Source organism: Hymenobacter terrigena (assembly GCF_054776515.1).
Window position 1 is genome coordinate 814,894 of record NZ_BAAHBU010000002.1, and the last position, 19,488, is coordinate 834,381.

Annotated in this window: 17 protein-coding genes and 1 pseudogene; 8 read left to right on the forward strand and 10 right to left on the reverse strand. The window is 61.7% G+C overall.

What is annotated here, in order from left to right:
- Positions 1-16: 16 nt before the first annotated feature.
- Positions 17-520 (reverse strand): GNAT family N-acetyltransferase, encoded by a 504-nt coding sequence (locus tag ACYU7Q_RS10195; RefSeq protein WP_460609351.1) that lies wholly within the window; start codon positions 518-520, stop codon positions 17-19.
- A 131-nt stretch (positions 521-651) separates the two neighbouring features.
- Between ACYU7Q_RS10195 and ACYU7Q_RS10200 the strand changes: the two genes are divergently transcribed.
- From ACYU7Q_RS10200 to ACYU7Q_RS10210, 3 genes are all read left to right on the forward strand, one after another.
- Entirely contained in the window at positions 652-1,104 is a 453-nt protein-coding gene (locus ACYU7Q_RS10200; protein WP_460609352.1) for a MarR family winged helix-turn-helix transcriptional regulator, read from the forward strand.
- Between the two features lie 43 nt (positions 1,105-1,147).
- Entirely contained in the window at positions 1,148-1,582 is a 435-nt protein-coding gene (locus ACYU7Q_RS10205; protein WP_198067487.1) for an organic hydroperoxide resistance protein, read from the forward strand.
- Between the two features lie 104 nt (positions 1,583-1,686).
- The gene (locus ACYU7Q_RS10210) at positions 1,687-2,367 is read left to right on the forward strand and encodes a type 1 glutamine amidotransferase domain-containing protein (protein ID WP_460609353.1); all 681 of its coding nucleotides are present in this window, start codon (positions 1,687-1,689) and stop codon (positions 2,365-2,367) included.
- Between the two features lie 84 nt (positions 2,368-2,451).
- Here ACYU7Q_RS10210 and dapF read toward each other — a convergent pair whose 3' ends face one another.
- The 3 genes from dapF to ACYU7Q_RS10225 form a co-directional block, all read right to left on the reverse strand.
- Complete coding sequence (gene dapF / locus ACYU7Q_RS10215) at positions 2,452-3,249, reverse strand: diaminopimelate epimerase (protein ID WP_460609354.1); 798 nt, start codon at positions 3,247-3,249, stop codon at positions 2,452-2,454.
- Between the two features lie 162 nt (positions 3,250-3,411).
- On the reverse strand, positions 3,412-5,232 hold the full coding sequence (locus ACYU7Q_RS10220; protein WP_460609355.1) for a peptidoglycan D,D-transpeptidase FtsI family protein: 1,821 nt from the start codon (positions 5,230-5,232) through the stop codon (positions 3,412-3,414).
- 103 nt (positions 5,233-5,335) lie between these two features.
- A complete protein-coding gene (locus ACYU7Q_RS10225) occupies positions 5,336-5,824 on the reverse strand; it encodes a DinB family protein (RefSeq protein WP_460609356.1) in 489 nt (162 codons plus the stop codon).
- A gap of 117 nt (positions 5,825-5,941) precedes the next feature.
- Between ACYU7Q_RS10225 and ACYU7Q_RS10230 the strand changes: the two genes are divergently transcribed.
- The 3 genes from ACYU7Q_RS10230 to ACYU7Q_RS10240 all read left to right on the forward strand — a co-directional run bounded on the left by ACYU7Q_RS10230 (position 5,942) and on the right by ACYU7Q_RS10240 (position 9,044).
- A complete protein-coding gene (locus tag ACYU7Q_RS10230) occupies positions 5,942-6,826 on the forward strand; it encodes a class I SAM-dependent methyltransferase (protein ID WP_460609357.1) in 885 nt (294 codons plus the stop codon).
- Between the two features lie 103 nt (positions 6,827-6,929).
- Complete coding sequence (locus tag ACYU7Q_RS10235) at positions 6,930-7,883, forward strand: Ppx/GppA phosphatase family protein (protein WP_460609358.1); 954 nt, start codon at positions 6,930-6,932, stop codon at positions 7,881-7,883.
- 96 nt (positions 7,884-7,979) lie between these two features.
- On the forward strand, positions 7,980-9,044 hold the full coding sequence (locus ACYU7Q_RS10240; RefSeq protein WP_460609359.1) for an Ldh family oxidoreductase: 1,065 nt from the start codon (positions 7,980-7,982) through the stop codon (positions 9,042-9,044).
- A 78-nt stretch (positions 9,045-9,122) separates the two neighbouring features.
- On the opposite strand, the gene ACYU7Q_RS10245 is transcribed toward ACYU7Q_RS10240, so the two are convergent.
- The 5 genes from ACYU7Q_RS10245 to ACYU7Q_RS10265 form a co-directional block, all read right to left on the reverse strand.
- Positions 9,123-9,968, reverse strand: a complete 846-nt coding sequence (locus ACYU7Q_RS10245; protein ID WP_460609360.1) for a murein L,D-transpeptidase catalytic domain family protein — start codon at positions 9,966-9,968, stop codon at positions 9,123-9,125.
- Positions 9,969-10,124: 156 nt separating this feature from the next.
- Positions 10,125-11,261: a dTDP-4-amino-4,6-dideoxygalactose transaminase gene (rffA, locus tag ACYU7Q_RS10250; protein WP_460609361.1), complete on the reverse strand. Its 1,137-nt coding sequence runs from the start codon at positions 11,259-11,261 to the stop codon at positions 10,125-10,127.
- 60 nt (positions 11,262-11,321) lie between these two features.
- Complete coding sequence (locus ACYU7Q_RS10255; RefSeq protein WP_460609362.1) at positions 11,322-12,041, reverse strand: GNAT family protein; 720 nt, start codon at positions 12,039-12,041, stop codon at positions 11,322-11,324.
- Positions 12,038-12,940, reverse strand: coding sequence for a glycosyltransferase family 2 protein (locus ACYU7Q_RS10260; RefSeq protein WP_460609363.1), 903 nt, complete (start codon positions 12,938-12,940; stop codon positions 12,038-12,040). The genes ACYU7Q_RS10255 and ACYU7Q_RS10260 overlap by 4 nt, the downstream gene beginning before the upstream one ends.
- A gap of 459 nt (positions 12,941-13,399) precedes the next feature.
- Complete coding sequence (locus tag ACYU7Q_RS10265; protein ID WP_460609364.1) at positions 13,400-14,287, reverse strand: murein L,D-transpeptidase catalytic domain family protein; 888 nt, start codon at positions 14,285-14,287, stop codon at positions 13,400-13,402.
- A 532-nt stretch (positions 14,288-14,819) separates the two neighbouring features.
- Here ACYU7Q_RS10265 and ACYU7Q_RS10270 point away from each other — a divergent pair.
- Both ACYU7Q_RS10270 and ACYU7Q_RS10275 read left to right on the forward strand, forming a co-directional pair.
- Positions 14,820-15,755 (forward strand): annotated as a pseudogene (locus ACYU7Q_RS10270) (alpha-amylase family glycosyl hydrolase); the annotation flags it as partial.
- 945 nt (positions 15,756-16,700) lie between these two features.
- The gene (locus ACYU7Q_RS10275; RefSeq protein WP_460609885.1) at positions 16,701-17,003 is read left to right on the forward strand and encodes a T9SS type A sorting domain-containing protein; all 303 of its coding nucleotides are present in this window, start codon (positions 16,701-16,703) and stop codon (positions 17,001-17,003) included.
- A gap of 108 nt (positions 17,004-17,111) precedes the next feature.
- Here ACYU7Q_RS10275 and ACYU7Q_RS10280 read toward each other — a convergent pair whose 3' ends face one another.
- Positions 17,112-19,436 (reverse strand): TonB-dependent receptor, encoded by a 2,325-nt coding sequence (locus ACYU7Q_RS10280; RefSeq protein WP_460609365.1) that lies wholly within the window; start codon positions 19,434-19,436, stop codon positions 17,112-17,114.
- Positions 19,437-19,488: the final 52 nt, after the last annotated feature.

The window sequence follows — 19,488 nt, forward strand, 5'->3', positions numbered from 1 at the left end:
CGGCTATGTTAATTTTTTAGCTATCCAGCAGGCACTGCCACTCCACGGCATCCTGCCAGCCCGTGGCGGTGCGCAGCCACGCCTGCCGCGTGCCCACCTTCCGGAATCCGGCAGCAGCGAAAAGCCTCATGCTGGGCAGGTTGTGGGCACCTACGGTGGCGTAAATCTGGTGCAGGCGCAGGATGGTGCGGGCGTGGTTTTTCAGCATCTCCAGGGCCTGCCGGGCGTAGCCGTGCTGTCGCTCGCGGGCCAGAATGGTGATGCCCACGCCGGCCCGCTGATGCAGCGGGTCGTAGTCGAACAGGTCGACGATGCCCACAGCCGGGCTGCCAATTTCAGTAGTAATGACGAGGCGCAACTGCCGCACTACGTAGAAATCCGTAGCGGCGTGTTCCAGATACGCACGCAGGGCATGGCGCGAGACGGGCGCAAGCGTGTCGGACACGCCCCAGATATCGGGGTCGTTTTCGAGGGCGTAAAGGAATTCGAGGTCGTCGGGTTCGAGCGCGCGCAGGTGCATGGTGGGGTAAAGGTAAAGCCTATGCTCAACCGCACTCCGCGCCAGGATGGCCAAGAATGGAAATACGAAAAAATAAATTGTGCACAATCAAACATTATACAACCATTATCCGTTTGCCTTTGCGAAACCACATGGCCACCTCCCCCACCCCATCCGCCCCGAACTCGCTGCTGAAGCTGGAAAGCCAGATTTGCTTTCCGGTTTATGCCGTGTCGCGGCTCATTACCAAAGCCTACCAGCCGCTGTTGCAGGCCCTCGACTTAACCTACCCACAGTACCTTGTGTTTCTGCTGCTGTGGGAGCATGAGCACCTGACGGTAAAAGAATTGGGTGAAAAGCTGCTCCTGGATTCGGGCACGCTCACGCCGCTGCTCAAACGCATGGAGCAAAAGCAGTGGCTGAGCCGCCGCCGCGACCCGCGCGACGAGCGGTCGGTCATCATTGCGCTGCTGCCGGCCGGCCGAGCACTGGAAGCGCAGGCCCAGCAAATCCCGATGCAGATGCTCGACAAAATGCAGATGTCGGAAGCCGAAATAGTAGCCCTGCGCACGCACCTCACGCACTTACTTACCCAGCTGGCTTAGCCGCCCGCGCTTATTGCTTACCCACTTTTCTTACCAATTCCCGATGAAAATCGAAAAAATCTTCACTGCCCAGGCCAAAGCCAAAGGCGGCCGCGACGGCCAGATTACCTCCAACAACCAAGTGCTGGACCTGACGCTGAGCACGCCCAAGGAAATGGGCGGCCCCGGCAAAGCCGGCTCCACCAACCCCGAGCAGCTCTTCGCCGCCGGCTATGCCGCCTGCTTTGAAGGTGCGCTGGGCGTGGCCGCCCGCCAGGCCAAAGTACGCCTCGACAACGTGACCGTGGAAGCCCTCATCGGCTTCGGCAAAGCAGAGGACGGCGGCTACGGCATCTCGGCCGATTTGCACGTCAACCTGCCCGGCATCGAGCAGAAGCAGGCTGAGGAGCTGGTGGAAGCCGCCCACGGCATCTGCCCCTACTCGCGAGCCACCAAGGGCAACATCGAGGTGAACCTCACCACCACGACCAACGCCTAAGCGCAGTCGTTTCCGTTTTTAACTTGTTCTCACAAGGCCTCGGTCTACGCCGGGGCCTTGTCGTTTCCAGCAAGATTTTCCGTTCATCCTTAATTACTCATCCCATGAAAATCGCCATGATTTTGACCTCGCACGACGAGCTCGGCAACACCGGCCGCAAAACCGGTTTCTGGCTCGAAGAATTTGCGGCCCCCTACTATACTTTCGTGGATACCGGGGCTGATATCACGCTTGCTTCGCCCAAAGGCGGCCAGCCGCCCCTCGACCCCAAGAGCAACGAGCCCGGCGCCCAAACCGAAGCCACCGAACGTTTCAAAAAAGACCCGGCCGCTCAAAAAGCCCTGGCCAATACGGTGACGCTCGACACCATCAAGGCTGAGGATTTTGATGCCGTGTTCTATCCCGGTGGCCACGGCCCGCTGTGGGATTTGGCTGAGGACGCGCAGTCCATTGCCCTTATCGAAAGCACTTTTGCCGCCGGCAAGCCGTTGGCGCTGGTGTGCCACGCTCCCGGCGTGTTGCGCCATGTGAAGGCGGCCAACGGCGAGCCGCTGGTACGCGGCAAGGCAGTAGCCGGCTTCACCAACACCGAGGAAGAGGCCGTGCAACTGACCAACGTGGTGCCCTTCCTGGTTGAAGACATGCTGAAAGAAAATGGCGGCAACTACTCGAAAGGGGCCGACTGGCAGCCTTACGTGGTAACGGCTGGCAACCTGATTACGGGCCAGAACCCGGCATCGTCGGAGCCAGCGGCACAGACGATGCTGAAGATGCTGGCGAAGTAAGCCAAGCATCTTCAACTGAGCATACAAAAGGCTTCCTGCATCAGCGGGAGGCCTTTTGTATGTTGTATTGGTGAGTAAACAAGGTTAAATTTCCCCGCCAAATACCCGCACCGCCGGGCCGCTCAGCCACACGTTGGCAAAGCCGCCATCGGGGCGGTGCTCGAAACTCACTTCCAGCTCGCCGCCCATGGTTTGCAGGCGCACTGGCGACACCGCGCCGCGCTGGGAGGCCGCCAGCGCCACGGCCGTGACGCCGGTGCCGCAGCTCAGGGTTTCGTTTTCGACGCCGCGCTCGTAGGTGCGCACGGGCCAGGCATGGGCAGGGTCGGCGGGCACTTCCACAAAGTTGACGTTGGTGCCGGCGGGGTCGTAGGCCTGGTCGTAGCGGATGTCGTGGCCGGTGCCGTACACGTCGAATTCGGCCAGTTTATGGCCTTCTTCGGGGTCGAGGAAGTGGATGTGGTGAGGCGAGCCGGTGTGCAGGAACACGTCTTCCTCCCCTATTTCGGCTTCGATGGGCGCGTTCACGTCAATCATGCGCAGGCGCACGGTGCCGTCGGGCTCCACGCGGGCGTCGTGGGGGCCATCCACGGCCAGAAAACGGGTTTCGGCCCCGATAAGGCCGAGGAATTTGGCGAAAGCCACGGTGCAGCGGCCGCCGTTGCCACACATGGAGCTGGGCCGGCCGTCGGCGTTGAAGTACACCATTTCGAAATCAAAATCGGGCTTGTTGCGCAGCAGAATCAGGCCATCGGCCCCGATGCCGAAGCGGCGGTGGCAGAGCTGGGCAATCAGGGCGTGGTCGGTTTCGTCGAAGGCGCGGGCGCGGTCGTCAATCATCACGAAGTCGTTGCCGGTGCCCTGGTATTTGTGGAATTGCATAGTTTAAGTCTCTGTAAGAACGGTCATGCAGAGCGCAGCGAAGCATCTTTCCCTCGGAAGCAAATCAAATTGCTATTGCAGTAAAGATGCTTCGCTGCGCTCTGCATGACGTTCTGTTTTAATCTGCAAAGAAACCGCCGCGGCCCCTTATCGTTCATCTCCTCAATGGCCCTGCTCGGCCAAATCGCCGCAACGGAGCCAGTTTTCCCAGCGCTTGCGCTTTTGGGCGATTTTGCCGCGCAGGTATTTTTCCATAATCAGGGCGGCGCAGGGGGCGGCGGAGAGGCCGCCGAAACCGGCGTTTTCGATATAGACGGCCACCACGATTTTCGGCTTATCGGCCGGGGCGAAGCCGGCGAAGGTGGCATGGTCGTCGCCCTCGTCGTTTTGCACGGTGCCGGTTTTGCCAGCTACCGAAATGCCGACGTCGTCGAGGTTGGCCAGCTCGGCGGTGCCGCCGCGGCGCAGGGCAGCCACCATGCCGGGGATGAGCTCGGCAAAATGGACGCTGTCGACCAGCGTGCGGTGCATTTGCCGGAAGCGGGCCAGGGGGCCGCTGGTGCCCACGCTGCGCACAAAATGCGGGATGTAGTAATGGCCGCGGTTGGCGATGATGGCCTGCACGTTGGCCATTTGCAGGCCGGTGAGGTTGATTTCGCCCTGGCCGATGCTGAGGGAATAGATGCTGCCGTAAGTCCAGCCGCAACGGCCGCGACGGCGGTCGTAGTAGGCGGGCGTGGGGATGAAGCCGGGGCGCTCCTGGGGCAAATCGACTCCCAGCAGCGTGTCGAGGCCGAAGGATTTGACGTGGCGCGTCCAGGCGGCCAGGTTTAGGTGGCGTTGGGCGCAGGTGTCCACGGGCTGGGCCAGGGTGTCGGGAACGTTGTTCACCACGTTGCGCATCACCTGGTAGAAGTAGGGATTGCAGCTGTATTTGAGGGCCTGGGTGAGGTTGCGGGCGTTGGGGTGCTCGTGCACGCAGTTGATGAGCGACTGGTCGCAGCGGAAGCCGGTGGTGGCCGTGATGCCGCCCAGCTGCAGCGCCACGGCCGCGTTCACCAGCTTGAACACCGAACCCGGCGGACTGGCTTGCAGCGCGGCGCGGTTGAGTAGCGGCATGTCTTCGCCCAGGAGCAGGGCGCTGCGCTCGCGGCCCCGGCCGAGGGCAGTGATGGTGGCGGGGTCATAGGTGGGGGCCGAGACGTAGCAGAGGATTTCGCCGGTAGCGGGGTCGAGGGCCACGATGTAGCCCTTGCGCTCGCGCATGATGCGCTCGGCGTAGGCCTGCAGCTCGGTGTCGAGGCTGAGGTGCAGGTCCTGGCCGGGGTGATAGGTGGTGTCAGGGGCCCAGGTGCCGTGGGGCTGGTTCAGCACGTCGACTAACGGGTGGTAGGCGCCGAAACTGCCTTTTAGCAGGCCATTGTAATAGGTTTCGAGGCCGCCGTTGCGCAGGCGGTAGAAGCGGCCCCACGCCAGCCGTTGCGCCTGGTACAGAAAGGGCTGAGCATTGGCATAGGCGTAGCCCAGCACGGGCGCGGCCACGTGCGTGGTGTAGTTGCGGGCCGTGTATTCGCGCAGTTTGAGCTTGGGCCACTCGCTCTGGTGGCGGCGCAGGATGGCGTATTCGGCAGCCGTTAAATCCAGCTGCAAGGGCAATTCGCGGCGGCGCAGGTCACGGCTGCGGTACTCGAAAGCGCTATCGGGCCAGCCCAGCAGGCGGTTGAGACGGGTGGAATCAAGCCGGCCCCAGGCCGGCAGCACCAGCAGGTAGCGCTGCTCAGTGTAGGCCAGCACCGAGTCGTTGCGGTCGAGAATCCGGCCCCGATGCGGCCAGAAGGCCTCGCGGCGCGGTGTGTAGGTGTCGTGCGGCAGGATGACGCCGATACCGGGCACGGGCGTACGTCGCCACCACAGTACCAGAACGAATCCGGCCAGCAGAAGAACAAGTAATGCGGCTAACTTCTTGCGGTTGGCAGGCAGCATCCGGCAAAGCTAGTGTTCTGCCAGCGGGTTGGCCCGCCGGTTTCGATGAACAGGGCCTGCCACCTCACGAAGCCTGGCTGCGAGCGGGAATTTGGCCACGGCATTAGGCTACGGCTTTGCGCAACAGTGCAATTTGCCCGGCGTGGTAGAGGTAATGCTGGGCCACGCCGTGCAGGGTCACGTAAATGGAAGAGCCGTAGCCCACCCGCTCATCGATAATGGTATTGATTGACCGGTCGAGGATTTCATCGGTGATGGTTGTCGCAGCGGTCAGCAGTTGCCCGTGCGCCGTGCGCAGGTCCGCCAGCACGGCTTGCCAATCAGCAGCGGTGGGGTTTCGAGGCTGTGGCGGCCAGTCTTCGACGTCGCTTACCTGTACCAGCTTGCCTTCTACCAGTCGGCGCCGGGCCACATCGGCCCACACGCCGGCGTGGCGCGTGATTTCCCAAACACTGTGGGCAGTGGCAATGGGGCGCTGAGCGGCTTGGGCGGCCGTCAGGCCTTTGAGGGTATACAGCAGCGAAGGGCCGGACCACGGTTCGCCATCGAAAGCGCGGCGGAGCTGGTCGAGCAGGCGGGTGATTTCGGACATGATGAAGAGAAGGAATGGTGGAATGAGGTAAGCTGAAATACGGCAGCCGCATCGGAAAAGCTGCGGCCGTGGCGCCTCGCCCCTACCGGGCACGGCCCCTACCTTTGCGGCCTGCTTATGTACGACTTCCTCACCACCTCCCCCTGGCCCGATTACGAGCTGATTGATTCCGGCAATTTCCAGAAGCTGGAGCGTTTTGGCAAATACATCCTCGCCCGCCCCGAGCCGCAGGCCATCTGGGACCCGCACCTGCCGCTCAAGGAGTGGGAAAGGGCCGATGCCGCTTTCGCCCGCGCCCCCGGCTCTACCGAAAAAGGCCAGTGGCGCCTCAAGCCCAGCATGCCCGAGCAGTGGGTGATTGCCTACGAGCGGCCCGATGGCCTGAAGCTGAAATTCCGGCTGGGTTTATCATCGTTCAAGCACGTGGGCCTATTTCCGGAGCAGGACCCCAACTGGCAGTTCATCTTTAACCAAACGAAGAAGCGCCGCGCCAAGCTCCCGCGCGTGCTCAACCTGTTTGCCTACACCGGAGCCGCCACGCTGGCCGCCCGCGCCGCCGGGGCCGACGTGACGCACCTCGACTCGGTGAAGCAGGTGAATTTCTGGGCCCGCGACAACATGGAAGCCAGCCAGCTCGACGGCGTGCGCTGGCTGGTGGAAGACGCCATGAAATACGTGCGGCGCGAAGTGAAGCGCGGCAGCAAGTACCAGGGCCTCATCCTCGACCCGCCCGCCTATGGCCGCGGCCCCAACGGCGAGAAATGGCAGCTCGAAGATGAGCTAAACGAAATGCTGAAACTCAGCCAGCAGTTGCTCGACCCCGAGGACCATTTCTTCGTGGTGAACCTGTACTCGCTGGGCTTCTCAGCCCTGATTCTCGACAACCTGACCACGGCCATCTTCCCCGGCGAAAAGGCTGTGCGCGAGCTGGGCGAGATTTACCTGCACGATGCCGGCCAGCGGAAATTGCCGCTGGGCACGTTCTGCCGGTTTGCCACGTAGCGCGGTCGTCTCCGGCAGGGATTTTAGTCCGCGCCGGCTCATCAGCCGTATTGCCTCACTGCTTCGCTAAACTCGCGGACTAAAAGTCTGCGCTACTTCCCTTATGCACACGCCGCACGCCCATCGCCGCCTTGCGCTCATTGATTTGGGCACCAATACCTTCCACCTGCTCATCGTGGAAATCCCCAAAACGCCTGGCGAAAAGCCGCTGGTGCTGCTGCGCACCAAAGCCGGCGTGCGCCTCGGCGAGGGCGGCATCAGCCGGGGCATCATCGCACCCGAGCCCTATGCCCGCGCCCTGCACACGCTGGCCGGTTTCAAGGAAGAAATGGAGCTGCACGAAGTGACGGAGGTGCGCGCCACGGCCACCAGCGCCATGCGCGTTACCAAAAACGGCCCCGAGCTGGTGCGCGACATCTTCGAGCAAACCGGCATTCAGGTCAACGTCATTCCCGGTGAGCGAGAGGCCGAGCTCATCTGCCAGGGCGTGCGCCAGGCCGTGGATTTGGGCGAAGAAGCGCAGCTGATTATGGACATCGGCGGCGGCTCGGTCGAGTTCATCATTGCCAACCAGCACACCATTTTCTGGAAGCAAAGCTTCGAAATTGGGGCCCAGCGCTTGCTCGACAAGTTTTTCCCCGACCCCAGCGGCGTATTTCCCGCCGAAGCCGTGGAGGCCGAGCAGCGCTACCTCGGCACCGTGCTGGAGCCGCTCCTCGAAGCCGTGCAGCGCTACCGCCCCGCCAGCCTCGTGGGCGCATCGGGCAGCTTCGATAGCCTAGCCGACATGCAAATCGGCCAGCTGCGCCCCGAAAGCCAGTTGCCGCCCTGCACCGAACTAACGCTGGAATCCTTCCAAACCAGCTACCGCCACCTGCTCAGCGGCAACCATGAGCAGCGCAAGGCCCTGCCCGGCATCCTGTCCATGCGGGCCGATATGCTGGTGGTAGCAGCCGTGCTCATTGATTTCGTGCTGGGCATTGCGGAAATCACGCGCATCCGCACCTCGGCTTACGCGCTGAAAGAAGGCCTGTTGGCGGAAATGCTGCGGCCGTAGCATCTGCCTGTAGCGTGGACTCTGCGAGTCCGCGCATCGCCTATACCGCCGCCCACGCGCGGACTCGCAGAGTCCACGCTACATCTATCCTCCTCCATGTCCACCTTTTCCTACAGCCAGCTTTTCTCCTTCACCGAAAGCATATTCCGCAGCATCGGCTGCTCCGAAGAAGACGCCACCCTCGCCACCGAAACCCTGCTCTCGGCTGATTTGCGCGGAGTAGATTCGCACGGTGTGGCCCGCCTCGTGGGCTACGTGCGCCTGTGGGAGGCCGGCCGCATCAACGCCACGCCCCGCGTGGGCGTGACCTACGAAACGCCCAGCACTGCCGTGGTAGATGGCGACGGCGGCCTCGGCCTCGTGGTGGGCCCCAAGGCCATGCGGGTGGCCATTGAAAAGGCCCGGCAGGTGGGCACCGGCTGGGTTTCGGTGAAGAACTCCAACCACTTCGGCATTGCCGGCTACCACGCCATGCTGCCCCTGGCCCACGACATGATTGGCATTGCCATGACCAATGCTTCGCCATTGGTTGCGCCAACTTATTCGCTTGACCGCCTGCTCGGCACCAACCCCATTGCCGTGGCCGTACCCGCCGGCGAACAGCCCGATTTTGTGGCCGACATGGCCACCACCACCGCTGCCAATGGCAAGCTCGAAATTGCCCAACGCAAAGGCACTCCTCTGCCCGAAGGCTGGGCCCAAACCGCCGACGGCCAGCCCAGCACCGATGCCAACGCCGTGAAAAACGGCGGCGCGCTGCTGCCCCTTGGCGGAGCCACCGGCTCGCATAAAGGCTATGCCCTGGGTAGCATTGTCGATATTTTCTCGGCGGTACTTTCCGGCGCGAACTACGGCCCATGGGTACCGCCGTTCGTGGCTTTCCTGCAGCCTTCGGCCAACCCCGTGGGCCAGGGCCTGGGCCATTTTTTTGGCGCCATGCGCGTCGATGCTTTCCGGCCCGCCGATGAGTTTAAAGCGCACATGGACAACTGGATTTCGACTTTCCGCAACGCCCAGGCGGTGGAGGGCAAAAAGGTGCTCATCCCCGGCGACCCGGAGCGTGAAATGGCAGCCCACCGCCTATTGGAAGGCATTCCGCTGCTCGATGCGGTAGTGAAAGACTTGGAAGGCGTAGGCGCGAAGTTTGGCGTGAAGTTGTAGCCTGAACCAGCCATTCAAAAGCACAAAAAGGCCCTCCGCATCAGAAGAGGGCCTTTTTTATATAAAATCTATCAGCGCTTAAGAAACACCATTACTTGTAGCATGGGGCACCAGCGCCGCAATAGCCACATCCTGGTTTAGGTACTGCGAAGTATATCCGGCGTCCGACTTATTTAAAAACAAGCAGGTTCCGCCGTTCACCGCGTCAATAATCTGTGCGTATTGGTCCATTGGCAGGGCCGGGCAGCCAAGGCTGCGGCCCAGGCGGCCGTTTTGCTTGATGAAATCTTCGCTCACGTAGTCGGCCCCGTGCATCACCACCGAGCGGGCGGCGGCGTTGGTGTTGTAGCCTTCGTCCAAGCCTTCGAGGCGGAGCGAGTGGCCGTGCTTGCCCTCGTACTCGCTACCCGTGGCGTAGAAACCGAGGCTGCTCATGTTGCTCTGGTCGGTATTGGAGAAGTTGGTGGCTTCGTTCTCGCCCGAGTTGTGGCCGTGGGCCACAAGGGTGTGAAACAGGATTTCGTTTTTGGCCAAATCGAGCACCCAGAGGCGCTTTTCAGTGCTGGGCAGGTCGAAGTCGATGACCGTCAGTAGCTGCTTATCCTCGGCCAGCTTGCCATCCTGACGCAGGTTGAGGTAGCCAGTCATGGCTTTGGCAAAGGTTTCGAAACGCAGGCCTTCCTGCTCGGCCCCGAGGGCGTTGTAGGTAGCCCGCAGCTCCTGGTCGAACTGCACTTTGGGTGAGAAGTTCATCTTGGGCATCCGCACTTCGTTGCGCGAGCCAGCCACCGACTGCTGGATATTACCCGCCAACGGCGTGGCCAGAAACAATGACGCCAGGAAGGGCAGAACGCGACGCGCCAGGCGCTGACGGCGCAGGCTCTTGCGTTTGCGCTGAACAATGCTGGGCTGGTGCTGGTGCATAATCGAAGTGGCTGGTGAAGAAACAAAATGAGCCGATGCAAACGCAATAACTCACTCGATACCATATACGGAATAGAAATCCCGGTGGTCGTTCTTAAACGCCCTACCGGCCTAAATGATTCCGTTTCCGGCCCCGGCAAAAAGGCACAGCAGTCCCTATTGTTGCGCGTAGAACTCCAGCACGCCATCGATTACGCGCTGCTGCAAGTCAGGCGTAAGCTCGTAGTACAGCGGCAGCCTTACCAGACAATCGGTGTAGTGGTCAGACCAAGGCAGTTCGCGGCCGTCGTGCTGAGCCGCGTAAAAAGGGCTCTTGTGCAACGACAGGTAGTGAAACACGGGCATTATTTGTTGCAGCTTCAGGTGGTCAATTAAAGCCCCCCGCTCTGCCAGGCTGCGGGTTACCAGATAGAACATATGCCCGTTATTGGTGGCATATGCCGGTATCGCTGGCAGGCCCACTCCCTGCGGCACCAGCACATTAAATGCTTCAAAGTACCGGTTCCAAATGGCTTTGCGCTGGGTCTGAATGTCCGCCAGATGTTCCAGCTGCGCCCACAAAAACGCCGCAATGATATCAGAAGGCAAAAAGCTGGAACCAATGTCTACCCAAGCATATTTATCAACCTCGCCCCGAAAAAAAGAGGAGCGGTTAGTGCCTTTTTCCCGGATAATCTCGGCTCGCTGCGCGTAGCGAAGGTTGTTGATGGCAAGCATCCCGCCTTCACCAGAAATAATGTTCTTGGTTTCGTGGAATGAAAAGGCGGCCAGGTCGCTGAGGGTCCCCAGCGTTTTGCCTTTGTAGTAGCTGTCGATGGCCTGCGCGGCATCTTCTACCACGGCCAGCCCGTGCCGGTCGGCCACGGCCTGAATGGCATCCATGTCGCAGGCAATGCCCGCGTAATGAACCGGCACGATGGCCCGCGTACGGTCCGTTACCAAGCCCGCGAGCGATGCCGTATCCAAGTTAGGATTTTCGGCGGTGCTGTCGGCAAAAACGATTTTTGCGCCCCGCAGCACAAACGCATTGGCAGTGCTCACAAAGGTGTAGGCGGGCACGATGACCTCGTCACCGGGTTGCAGATTCAGGAGGATGGCAGCCATTTCCAGCGCATCGGTGCAGCTGGTGGTGAGCAGTGCCTTAGCAAAGCCTAGCTCCTGTTCGAAAAACTGATGGCACCGCTTGGTGAAAATGCCGTCGCCCGAAATTTTGCCGGAGCGCACAGCGTCCTCTATGTAGCGCGTTTCCGGTCCCGACAAATAAGGTTTATTAAAGGGAATTGTAGTGGGCATGAACAGTGCGGATGAGCACCACAAAGGTATATCGGCCCGTCGCACCACCACGCGCCTTAGCTAGTCCAGCCAGAGGTGATAAAGGTGCTCCTCGTGGCCGATAGCAAAGCCGCAGCTTTCGTAGAAGTCGCACGCCACTACGTTAGCCCGCTGCGTCACGACTTGTAATTCGGTATAGCCGGCCCCAATTGCCCAGCGCCGGGCCTCGGCTACCAGGCGCTTGCCCACCCGCTGGCCACGGGCCTGCTCATCCACTGCCAGCAGGCCAATGTCGGCCCGGCCATTTTTCTCACCCAGCGTCAGCAGGCCCAACTCCTTGCCCGCGGTATTGGTCAGCGTGAATACTGCCCGCGCGATATTCCCATTCAGGGAGTTGCGCAGCCATTGGCTATACAATTTCCGGAAGGCATCGGCAGGCAAGCGCTTGTCCAGCGCAAAGCGCGAATACTCCCCGCTCTGCCAAGCCAGCGACTCCAACTGCGGCGTAAGGACGGTAATGGGCACAATGTCGGCATCGAGCGGGGCGGCTTCGACGGCGCCTAGGACCATTGCAAAGGTCACTTTGCGGTCGGCCAGCCACGCATTGTGCTGCTCCGCAAGTTGGTGGGCCGCCAAGTCGTGGTAGGGCACGTGCCAATACACTAGCCGCGTGCCGGCGGCGCGGCACATGGCCAAAGCCGTCCGTACTTCATCGGCGGTAGGGGTTTCACACAGAATGCGGGCTACCCCGAAACCGAAAAAGCGGCTATCCCAATCCAGCAACTGCACTACCGCACTCATGATAAGCTGGTTGTATCGATAAGAAATATAGGCCGGTTTTTCGCCTGCTCAAAGGTTTTGCCGATGTACAGCCCCACTACCCCCAGCACCGATAGCAGCAAGCCCGCAAAAAACCAGATGGATACGATGAGGCTGGCGTAGCCCGGCTCCCAACTGTGGCCCAGCAGGTAGCGGGCCAATGTGATGAGCACGAAGCCGAATGCGGCGGCCGAAATGGTCAGGCCCAGTTTCACGGTGAGGCGCAGCGGCTTGTCGGAATAGGCCAGAATAATGTCGAGGGCCAGATTGATGTTGCTACGCAGGTTGTAGCTGCTGGTGCCCTCCGAGCGCTCGGCGTGGGTGACGGCAAGGCCCCCGCTGCGGAAACCCACCCACCGGACCATGGTAGGGAAATAGCGGATGCTTTCCCGCATAGTCAGCACCGCGTCTACCACCTTGCGGTGATAGATTCCGAAGTTGGCGATGGCCGGGTCCTGCTTGGTTTCGGTGAGGTAGGACAACACCCGGTAGAATGCGCGGGAACCGGTTCGCTTCAGCCAGGAATCCTGGCGCTCGACCCGGCGCGCGAAGACCAGGTCGTACCCCTTCAGCGCCTCGTGGTATAAGCCAGGGATTTCTTCGGGCTGGTCTTGCAGGTCGCAGTCCATCACCACAATCCACTCGCCGCGGCACTGCTCCAGGCCGGCCGTGATGGCCCGGTGCTGCCCAAAATTGCGGGATAAGCGAAACCCACGCACCCGCTCATCCGTGGTTTGTGCCAAGATGGCTGCCCACGAATTATCGGGGCTGCGGTCGTCCACCAGAATAATCTCAAAGGGCCGGCCCAAAGGCTCGACCGCGGCTATTATCCGGCTCACCAATTGCGCAACCAGCGTATCGGCCCGGTACACCGGGCTCACGATAGAAAAATAAACTTCTCCGGCTTCGGTACTGCTGTTGTTCACTTATTTCCACATCACTAAATACACGGCAAATTTCCTTCCTACTGCGCTGCGCTACTCCCCGGATTTATGCTCCGCACACAGGTTTTACCTAAAATACGGCATGGGCTTGATTCACCCAATGGGTTAAGTTCTTGCTCAAGTCGGTTAGCAAGCTCGTTCGGGGCATGCCGATAATGAGGCCAGCAGCAGGCCCACATGCTCGGGGATACTATTTAGTTGATAGCGCCTGAGTTGTTACCAGCCAAGTTGCCTGACCTTGCCATCCGTTGAAAGAAGGCAAAAAAAGATTTGTGCCCATACAATTGTCAGCAAATATGCACCCGCTGACGCGATATTATATTAGCCACAAGGCGGGGCGCAGGACTGCCGCACCAGCACAACACGCTTTTCGGCGCCGGGGCTGTTCCAGCACCTTCAGCGCCAGCCGCGCTGCAAAAACCGCCGCCCGGCGGCCCCGCCGTCCAGCCACCGCGACGCCAGCCCCGGACCGCTCACGAGCAGCATGCTGCCCACCCGCAGCGTAGCAATGATGTCCTTGAATTGCTCGGGCGGCAGCGCCGGGCAGCCCCGGCTGTAGCCAAGGTGGCCGTATTTCTCGATGTATTTGGGACTGGCATAGTCGGCCGCGTGCAGCACCACGTAGCGGTCGAAGGCGTTGGTGTTTTGGCCCTTGTCGAGTCCTTCGATGCGGCGTGAGTAGCCGTGGATGCCGTCGTAGGTGCCGGCCGTGCGGTAGAAGCCCAACGAGGTGCAGGCCGAAGACTCCTGGTTGGAGAAGCGGCGGGCTCGCAGGTGGCCCGAGCCTTCGCCGTGAGCGACGAGGCTGCGGTGTATCACCTGGGCATTCTTGAGGTCGATGACCCAGAGGCGCTCGGTGGTGTTGGGCAGGTCCATGTCGGCCACGGCCAGCAGGCCGGCACGCTCGATGCGGCCGGTGGGGTGCAGCGTGAGGTAGCCCACGCAGGCCTGCTCCAGCACTTCGGGACGTAGTTCGGCAGCGGCGGGACCGAGGGCGATGTGCAGTTGCCGAATGGCTTGGTGCAGCGTATCGGGCACGGCAGCCAGCGCGGGCACTGGCGTGAGGCGGAGGGAATCGGGCACATCGGCCGGGGCCGTCGCAACTGGCGCAACGGCTGGCACGCGGGGCGCTACGGCCGAGACAAGTTTTTGGGATGGCGTTTGCGACTCTTCGGCCCGCAGCTGGCAGCCAGCCACGGACAGTGCCGCCGCCAGGCAGCTAACAAAGTGCGCCCTTTTGGCGGCCGTTTTGGTAATGTCCCATGTTGCTCTCGACCTAACCATGCGTCGAAATTACGGCAGGCCGCTACAGCTACCGCAAACTGGCCAGCGCTTTTGCCCAAATTTAGGCTGAGCGGCAGGCGGCGCGAGGGCAACAGCTAAAGCGCGTCACCCACGCAACCCACGGCTTGATGAACAATAAATGCCCGCATAGCACAATTATTCGAAAAATGCAATCGTATGCACAAATAATATTTTGTCATTTCAAGGTCATACAAACCATTTCTTCTACCTTGATACCGTCAATCAGCAATAAAACCCGTGTTTTTGGGTGGCGGCTGACTGGCGAGCCACACTTCACTTTTTCTTCATAAAACCCAAATTCCCACACATGATGCACTTTTCACCCCATTTTCCATTCCGCAAACGATTCCGGTTCACACTGGCCCTGGCGATGGCCCTGCTGGGAGCCGGCAACCAGAGCGCCCACGCCCAAAAAGTAGTGATGCAGGGCTTCTGGTGGGATTTCTGGAACTCAAACTACCCCAACGGCTGGGCCAACTATCTCGCCGACCTCGCCCCGCGCCTCAAAACCATGGGCGTGGACGCCATCTGGATTCCGCCGACCATCAAAAACGCCAACCAGGGCAACGGCTACTCCCCTTTCGACAACTACGACCTGGGCGATAAGTGGCAAAAAGGCTTCCTGGCCACGCGCATGGGCACCAAGGACGAGCTGCTGCGCGCCGTGGCCGTGCTGCACGCCAACGGCGTGGAAGTTATTCAGGACGTGGTGCTGAACCATAACGACGGGGCCGGCTCATCGAATGGCGCGGGCGGGCAGGACCCGGCCGCCTGGGAAGACAACACGACCAGCAAGTACAAGAACTTCCGCTACGTGAGCTACGCCAAGCCCGTGACCGACGAGAGCGCCGCCGACTACTACAGCCGCTCGGGACGCTTTTCGAAAAACTGGGAGAACTTTAACCCCAACCAGGGCAACAACTCGACCACGGGCGACTGGAACGCGCCCTACTTCGGGCCGGACATCAGCTACTACCCCGGCTCCTACGGCCAAAGCTCCAACGCCACCACTTACAACCCCGCGCAGGCCAGCGACTACATGCGCACCGGCAACCGCAACTGGCTGATTTGGTACAAGAAGCAGGTGGGCTTCGATGGCGTGCGGATGGATGCGGTGAAGCATTTCCCAGACTTCGCCAGCGAGGATTTCCTGTATAATCTGCAGAGCAACGCCGGCTGGGCCAGCGGCGGGGCCACCATGTACGCCGTGGGCGAATGGGTGGGCTCGGCCTCGCAGATGGATGGCTGGGTAGCCAACGTGAACAACCGCGCCGGAACCTTCGATTTCTCGCTGCGCAATGGCTTGTACCAGATTGTGAGCCAGGGCGGCAGCTTCGACATCGGCACCCTGCCCACTTACCAGCAGAATACCCGCGTGGTGAACATCGGCGGGACGTACGTGCACCGCACGGTGCCCTTCGTGAACAACCACGACACCATGCGCCCCCAAGTGGACGCCAACGGCAACTACACCGGCTGGAACACCGGCTCGGAGCTGGCCCCGCACATCGACCCGTTCGACCCGCGCCTGTCGGCCGTGTACGCCGCCGCGCTGGCCATGGACGGCTCGCCGATGCTGTTTTTTGAGGATGTGTTCAACGTGGGCAACACCAGCAAGCGCTACAGCCACAGCCCCAAAAGCACCGTGGACCTGCCCACCCGCGACGACCTCGTGAACCTGGTGTGGTGCCACCAGAACCTGCACTTCAAGGACGGCGCGTACAAAGTGCGCTGGCAGGCCGCCGACCACCTCGTGATTGAGCGCAGCACCAAGGCCATCATCGGCATCAACGACAACTACACCACTTGGCAGAACAACACGGTGAGCTGCGATTTCGCCCCGGGCACCGTGCTCAAGGACTATTCGGGCGCCAACGGCACCGCCACCGTGACGGTGAGCGCCTCGCAGACGGTGGCCATCAACACGCCGCCGTGCAACGGCACGGCCGCCGGCGGCCGGCGCGGCTACTCGGTATGGGCCCCCACCAACGCCACCACCGGCTACACCCGCCCGGCCCTGACCACCACCCAGGAATGGGAGCTGGCCGACGACCTCGGCGACTCCGACAGCCGCTCGCTGGGCCAGGGCGGTGCCCTGCCGGCCGCCAGCACGGCCTACCGCACGGCCGGCCGCATCTACATGGCCGCCAACAAAAGCGTCACCTATAACCTCTACCCCGTTGATGCCACGCGCAGCCTCACGGTGGCCGTGCTCAACAGCGCCGGCACCGTGGTGAGCAGCCAGACCGGCACCGGCACCCTTACGGGCACCTACACGCCCACCACCGAAGGCTGGTACACGCTCAAAGCCAAAAACGCCAGCACCGCCAACCCGAGCCAGGGTGCATTTGTGAAGGTGACCTACACCGCCCCCACCGTGGTAACCGGGGCCATGACCGGCCGCCGCGACGCCAACGCGCTGGCCACCACCCAGGAGGCCGCCGCTGCCGAAGTGCTGGTGTACCCTAACCCCACCGCCGCCGACCGCATCGATGTGGTGATTACTGCCAACCGCGAGCAGGCCGCCACCGTGCAGCTGCACGACCTCACCGGCCGCCTGGTGCACCAGGAAACCGTGCGCCTCTACAACGGCTCCAACGAGTTGCGCCTCGGCGTGAAGAAAGCGCTGCCAGCCGGCATCTACCAGCTCAGCGTGCCCGAGTTCCACGTAAGCCAGAAGGTAGCGGTGCAATAAGCCTCCCTCATTCTGCAACAAAAAGCCTCTCCGGTTTTCCGGAGAGGCTTTTTGTTATGTTATTCACGCCGTCCCGCTGGCGCGCGTCAGTGACGCACGCCAGCGGAATTAGAAAAACACGCTCACATTTAGCTTGGCGTAGAATGGCGTGCCGGGTGTAAAGTGCAGCTCGTCGATGCCTTCGAGGGGCTCGCGTTTGGGCGTGTTTATCAGGCGGGTCTGGGTGGCGAACTGGGCCTGGTTCCATTGCACGTTCAGCAGGTTTTCGGCCGAGGCCCCGATTTGGAATCGGGGTGTGGTGTAGGCCAGTACGGCATCGAGCAGGAAATAGCCGCGGGCGGTAATGCTGCCATCGTCGTTGGCCGGGCGTGAGTCGATGTGGCGGTAGCGCAGGCTGCCGCTCAGGCCCCGGGGGGCCTTGTAGGTGATGCCGCCGGTGCTGGTGAAGGTGGGCGCGAGCGGAATGTAGCTGGCCTTTTCGGGCGCATCGAGTTGGCGGCCGTGGTTGTAGTTGAAGTCGCCATCGACAAACACGCGGCTACCCAGCTGGTAGCGCACCGACAAATCGAGGCCATAGCGCTGGGTGGGGCCGGTGCTTTCCACCACGGCCTCGTCGCCCACGTACACCAGCTCATCCTGCAAATGCAGGCTCCACAGGGCCGCATTCACCACCAGATTGGGCAGCGGCTTAAACGTGCTGCCGATTTCGGAGCCCACGGCCCTGGGCAGCACGTTGGCATTCACGCCCTGAATCACGCCCCGCGCGTCATTGGAGTGAAACCCGAAACCAGAGCGGGCAAACAGCTGCACGGCCGGCGTGAGTTGGTAGTAGAGGTTGAGCTTGGGCGACACGCGGGCCCGGGCCACGCGGCCGGCCAGCGGGGCGCGCGCGCCGGAGCTCTCATCGGTGAGCAGGCCCCGGAAATCGAAGGTAAAAAAGTCGGCCCGCACGGCCGCGTTCACCGTGAGGCGGTCGGTCAGGGTCAGGGTTTCGTCGAGGTAGGCGTTGATGTTTTGCTCGAAGAGGCGGCCCGTGCTAATGGTATCGAGCACCTGCCGGCGCACGGTGTGGCGCAGGCCCAGGGTCGAGAAATCGTTGCGGGTGCCCACGCCCAGCGTGCTGTGCAGGCTGCGGCTGCCGAGCTGGTCGTCGCGCTCGTAGGTGGCCGTGTAGCCAAACAGGTGCCGGTCGTCGGTCTGGTTGATTTCGTCGCCATTTATCGAGTCGTGCAGGAAGAACGTAAAGTTGGAAAACAGGCTGAAATCGTACTTCGAGCAGTAGGCCTGCTGGCGCAGCACGGCCTCGTGGGGCAGCGCGGTGGTGAACACCACGCTGGCGTTGGTGCGGCTGGTGCGGCCGCCCTCGGTGGGGTCGATGCTGCCGTAGCGCGAGATGATGCCCTCCCGAATGCCGCGCTCGGGAATTTGCCCGCTAGCATCCCAGTTTGAGGTAAAATGCGAACCCAGCAGCGTGAGCGAGGTTTTATCCGAGAGATGACCGGTGTATTTGGCCATCCCATTGAAGCGCTTGAAGTGCTGTGGCTGGTCGAAATACGAGTTGGTGAAGTTGTACTCGGCCGCCACGTAGGCGCTTTCCGGCTTTTTGCTGAGCAGGTGGTGGTTCTGGCCCAGCAGGTCCACCATCACCAGCGCCCGGCGCGTATCAAACTGGCCCACTTCGAGCTTTACCTGACTGTGCTCGAGCCGGGTTTTGGTGCTGAACTCGCCCGCGCCGGCCGTGGCAAAATCACCAAACCGCGCCGTGTACGGGCCTTTGTACACCTTCAGCTGCTCCACCGTTTCGGGGATTACGAAGTGGAAATCGGCGTAGCCCTGGCCGTGGGCGTGGCTCACCATGTTCACCGGCAACCCGTCCACGCTCACCGCGAAGTCGGTGCCGTGGTCGCAGTCGAAGCCGCGCAGGAAAATCTGCTCGGCCTTGCCCCCACCCGCGTGCTGGGCAATGAACAGGCCCGGCACGAGGCGCAGCAGGTCCTGGGCCGAGTTCACAGGCCGCAGCAGCTGGTCGATGTGTGAGATGGCGGCCAGGCTCTGGTTGGGGTCGCGGGGCTGGCTCACGGTCACTTCGGCCAGGCTGAGCGTGGTGGCGGCCACGCGCAGGTTTAGACGCGGGCTTTCGCCGGCCCTTAGCGTCACGGGCACGGTCTGGACGCGGTAGCCCAGCGCACTTACCCGCAGCGCGTAGCTACCGGGTTTCAGGTTGGTCAAGCGGAAGTTGCCCAGCGCATCGGTGGCGGTGCCGCCGGGCTGGCCCAGCAGGCCCACGCTCACGCCCGCTACCGGCTGGCCCGAGAGCGAGTCGGCCACGGTGCCGCGCAAGGTGGCGGTGCCTTGCGCCTGCGCGGTCTGCATTGGCAAAAACAGCCCGAGAATAATTCCCCAGACCGAAAGTGCAGTAAGAAGTTGTTTCATCTAATCTGGCAGCAAGGCCAGCAACAGCCGGCGCTTCGGGGCCGGCTGTTGC

What these genes read in the sequence shown, in the direction of transcription:
- ACYU7Q_RS10195 (WP_460609351.1), bottom strand. Translation starts at nt 520, where the DNA reads ATGCACCTGCGCGCGCTCGAACCCGACGACCTCGAATTCCTTTACGCC.
- ACYU7Q_RS10235 (WP_460609358.1), top strand. Translation starts at nt 6,930, where the DNA reads ATGCACACGCCGCACGCCCATCGCCGCCTTGCGCTCATTGATTTGGGC.
- ACYU7Q_RS10225 (WP_460609356.1), bottom strand. Translation starts at nt 5,824, where the DNA reads ATGTCCGAAATCACCCGCCTGCTCGACCAGCTCCGCCGCGCTTTCGAT.
- rffA (WP_460609361.1), bottom strand. Translation starts at nt 11,261, where the DNA reads ATGCCCACTACAATTCCCTTTAATAAACCTTATTTGTCGGGACCGGAA.
- ACYU7Q_RS10220 (WP_460609355.1), bottom strand. Translation starts at nt 5,232, where the DNA reads ATGCTGCCTGCCAACCGCAAGAAGTTAGCCGCATTACTTGTTCTTCTG.
- ACYU7Q_RS10280 (WP_460609365.1), bottom strand. Translation starts at nt 19,436, where the DNA reads ATGAAACAACTTCTTACTGCACTTTCGGTCTGGGGAATTATTCTCGGG.
- ACYU7Q_RS10205 (WP_198067487.1), top strand. Translation starts at nt 1,148, where the DNA reads ATGAAAATCGAAAAAATCTTCACTGCCCAGGCCAAAGCCAAAGGCGGC.
- ACYU7Q_RS10230 (WP_460609357.1), top strand. Translation starts at nt 5,942, where the DNA reads ATGTACGACTTCCTCACCACCTCCCCCTGGCCCGATTACGAGCTGATT.
- ACYU7Q_RS10210 (WP_460609353.1), top strand. Translation starts at nt 1,687, where the DNA reads ATGAAAATCGCCATGATTTTGACCTCGCACGACGAGCTCGGCAACACC.
- ACYU7Q_RS10265 (WP_460609364.1), bottom strand. Translation starts at nt 14,287, where the DNA reads ATGGTTAGGTCGAGAGCAACATGGGACATTACCAAAACGGCCGCCAAA.
- ACYU7Q_RS10245 (WP_460609360.1), bottom strand. Translation starts at nt 9,968, where the DNA reads ATGCACCAGCACCAGCCCAGCATTGTTCAGCGCAAACGCAAGAGCCTG.
- ACYU7Q_RS10275 (WP_460609885.1), top strand. Translation starts at nt 16,701, where the DNA reads ATGACCGGCCGCCGCGACGCCAACGCGCTGGCCACCACCCAGGAGGCC.
- ACYU7Q_RS10200 (WP_460609352.1), top strand. Translation starts at nt 652, where the DNA reads ATGGCCACCTCCCCCACCCCATCCGCCCCGAACTCGCTGCTGAAGCTG.
- dapF (WP_460609354.1), bottom strand. Translation starts at nt 3,249, where the DNA reads ATGCAATTCCACAAATACCAGGGCACCGGCAACGACTTCGTGATGATT.
- ACYU7Q_RS10240 (WP_460609359.1), top strand. Translation starts at nt 7,980, where the DNA reads ATGTCCACCTTTTCCTACAGCCAGCTTTTCTCCTTCACCGAAAGCATA.
- ACYU7Q_RS10255 (WP_460609362.1), bottom strand. Translation starts at nt 12,041, where the DNA reads ATGAGTGCGGTAGTGCAGTTGCTGGATTGGGATAGCCGCTTTTTCGGT.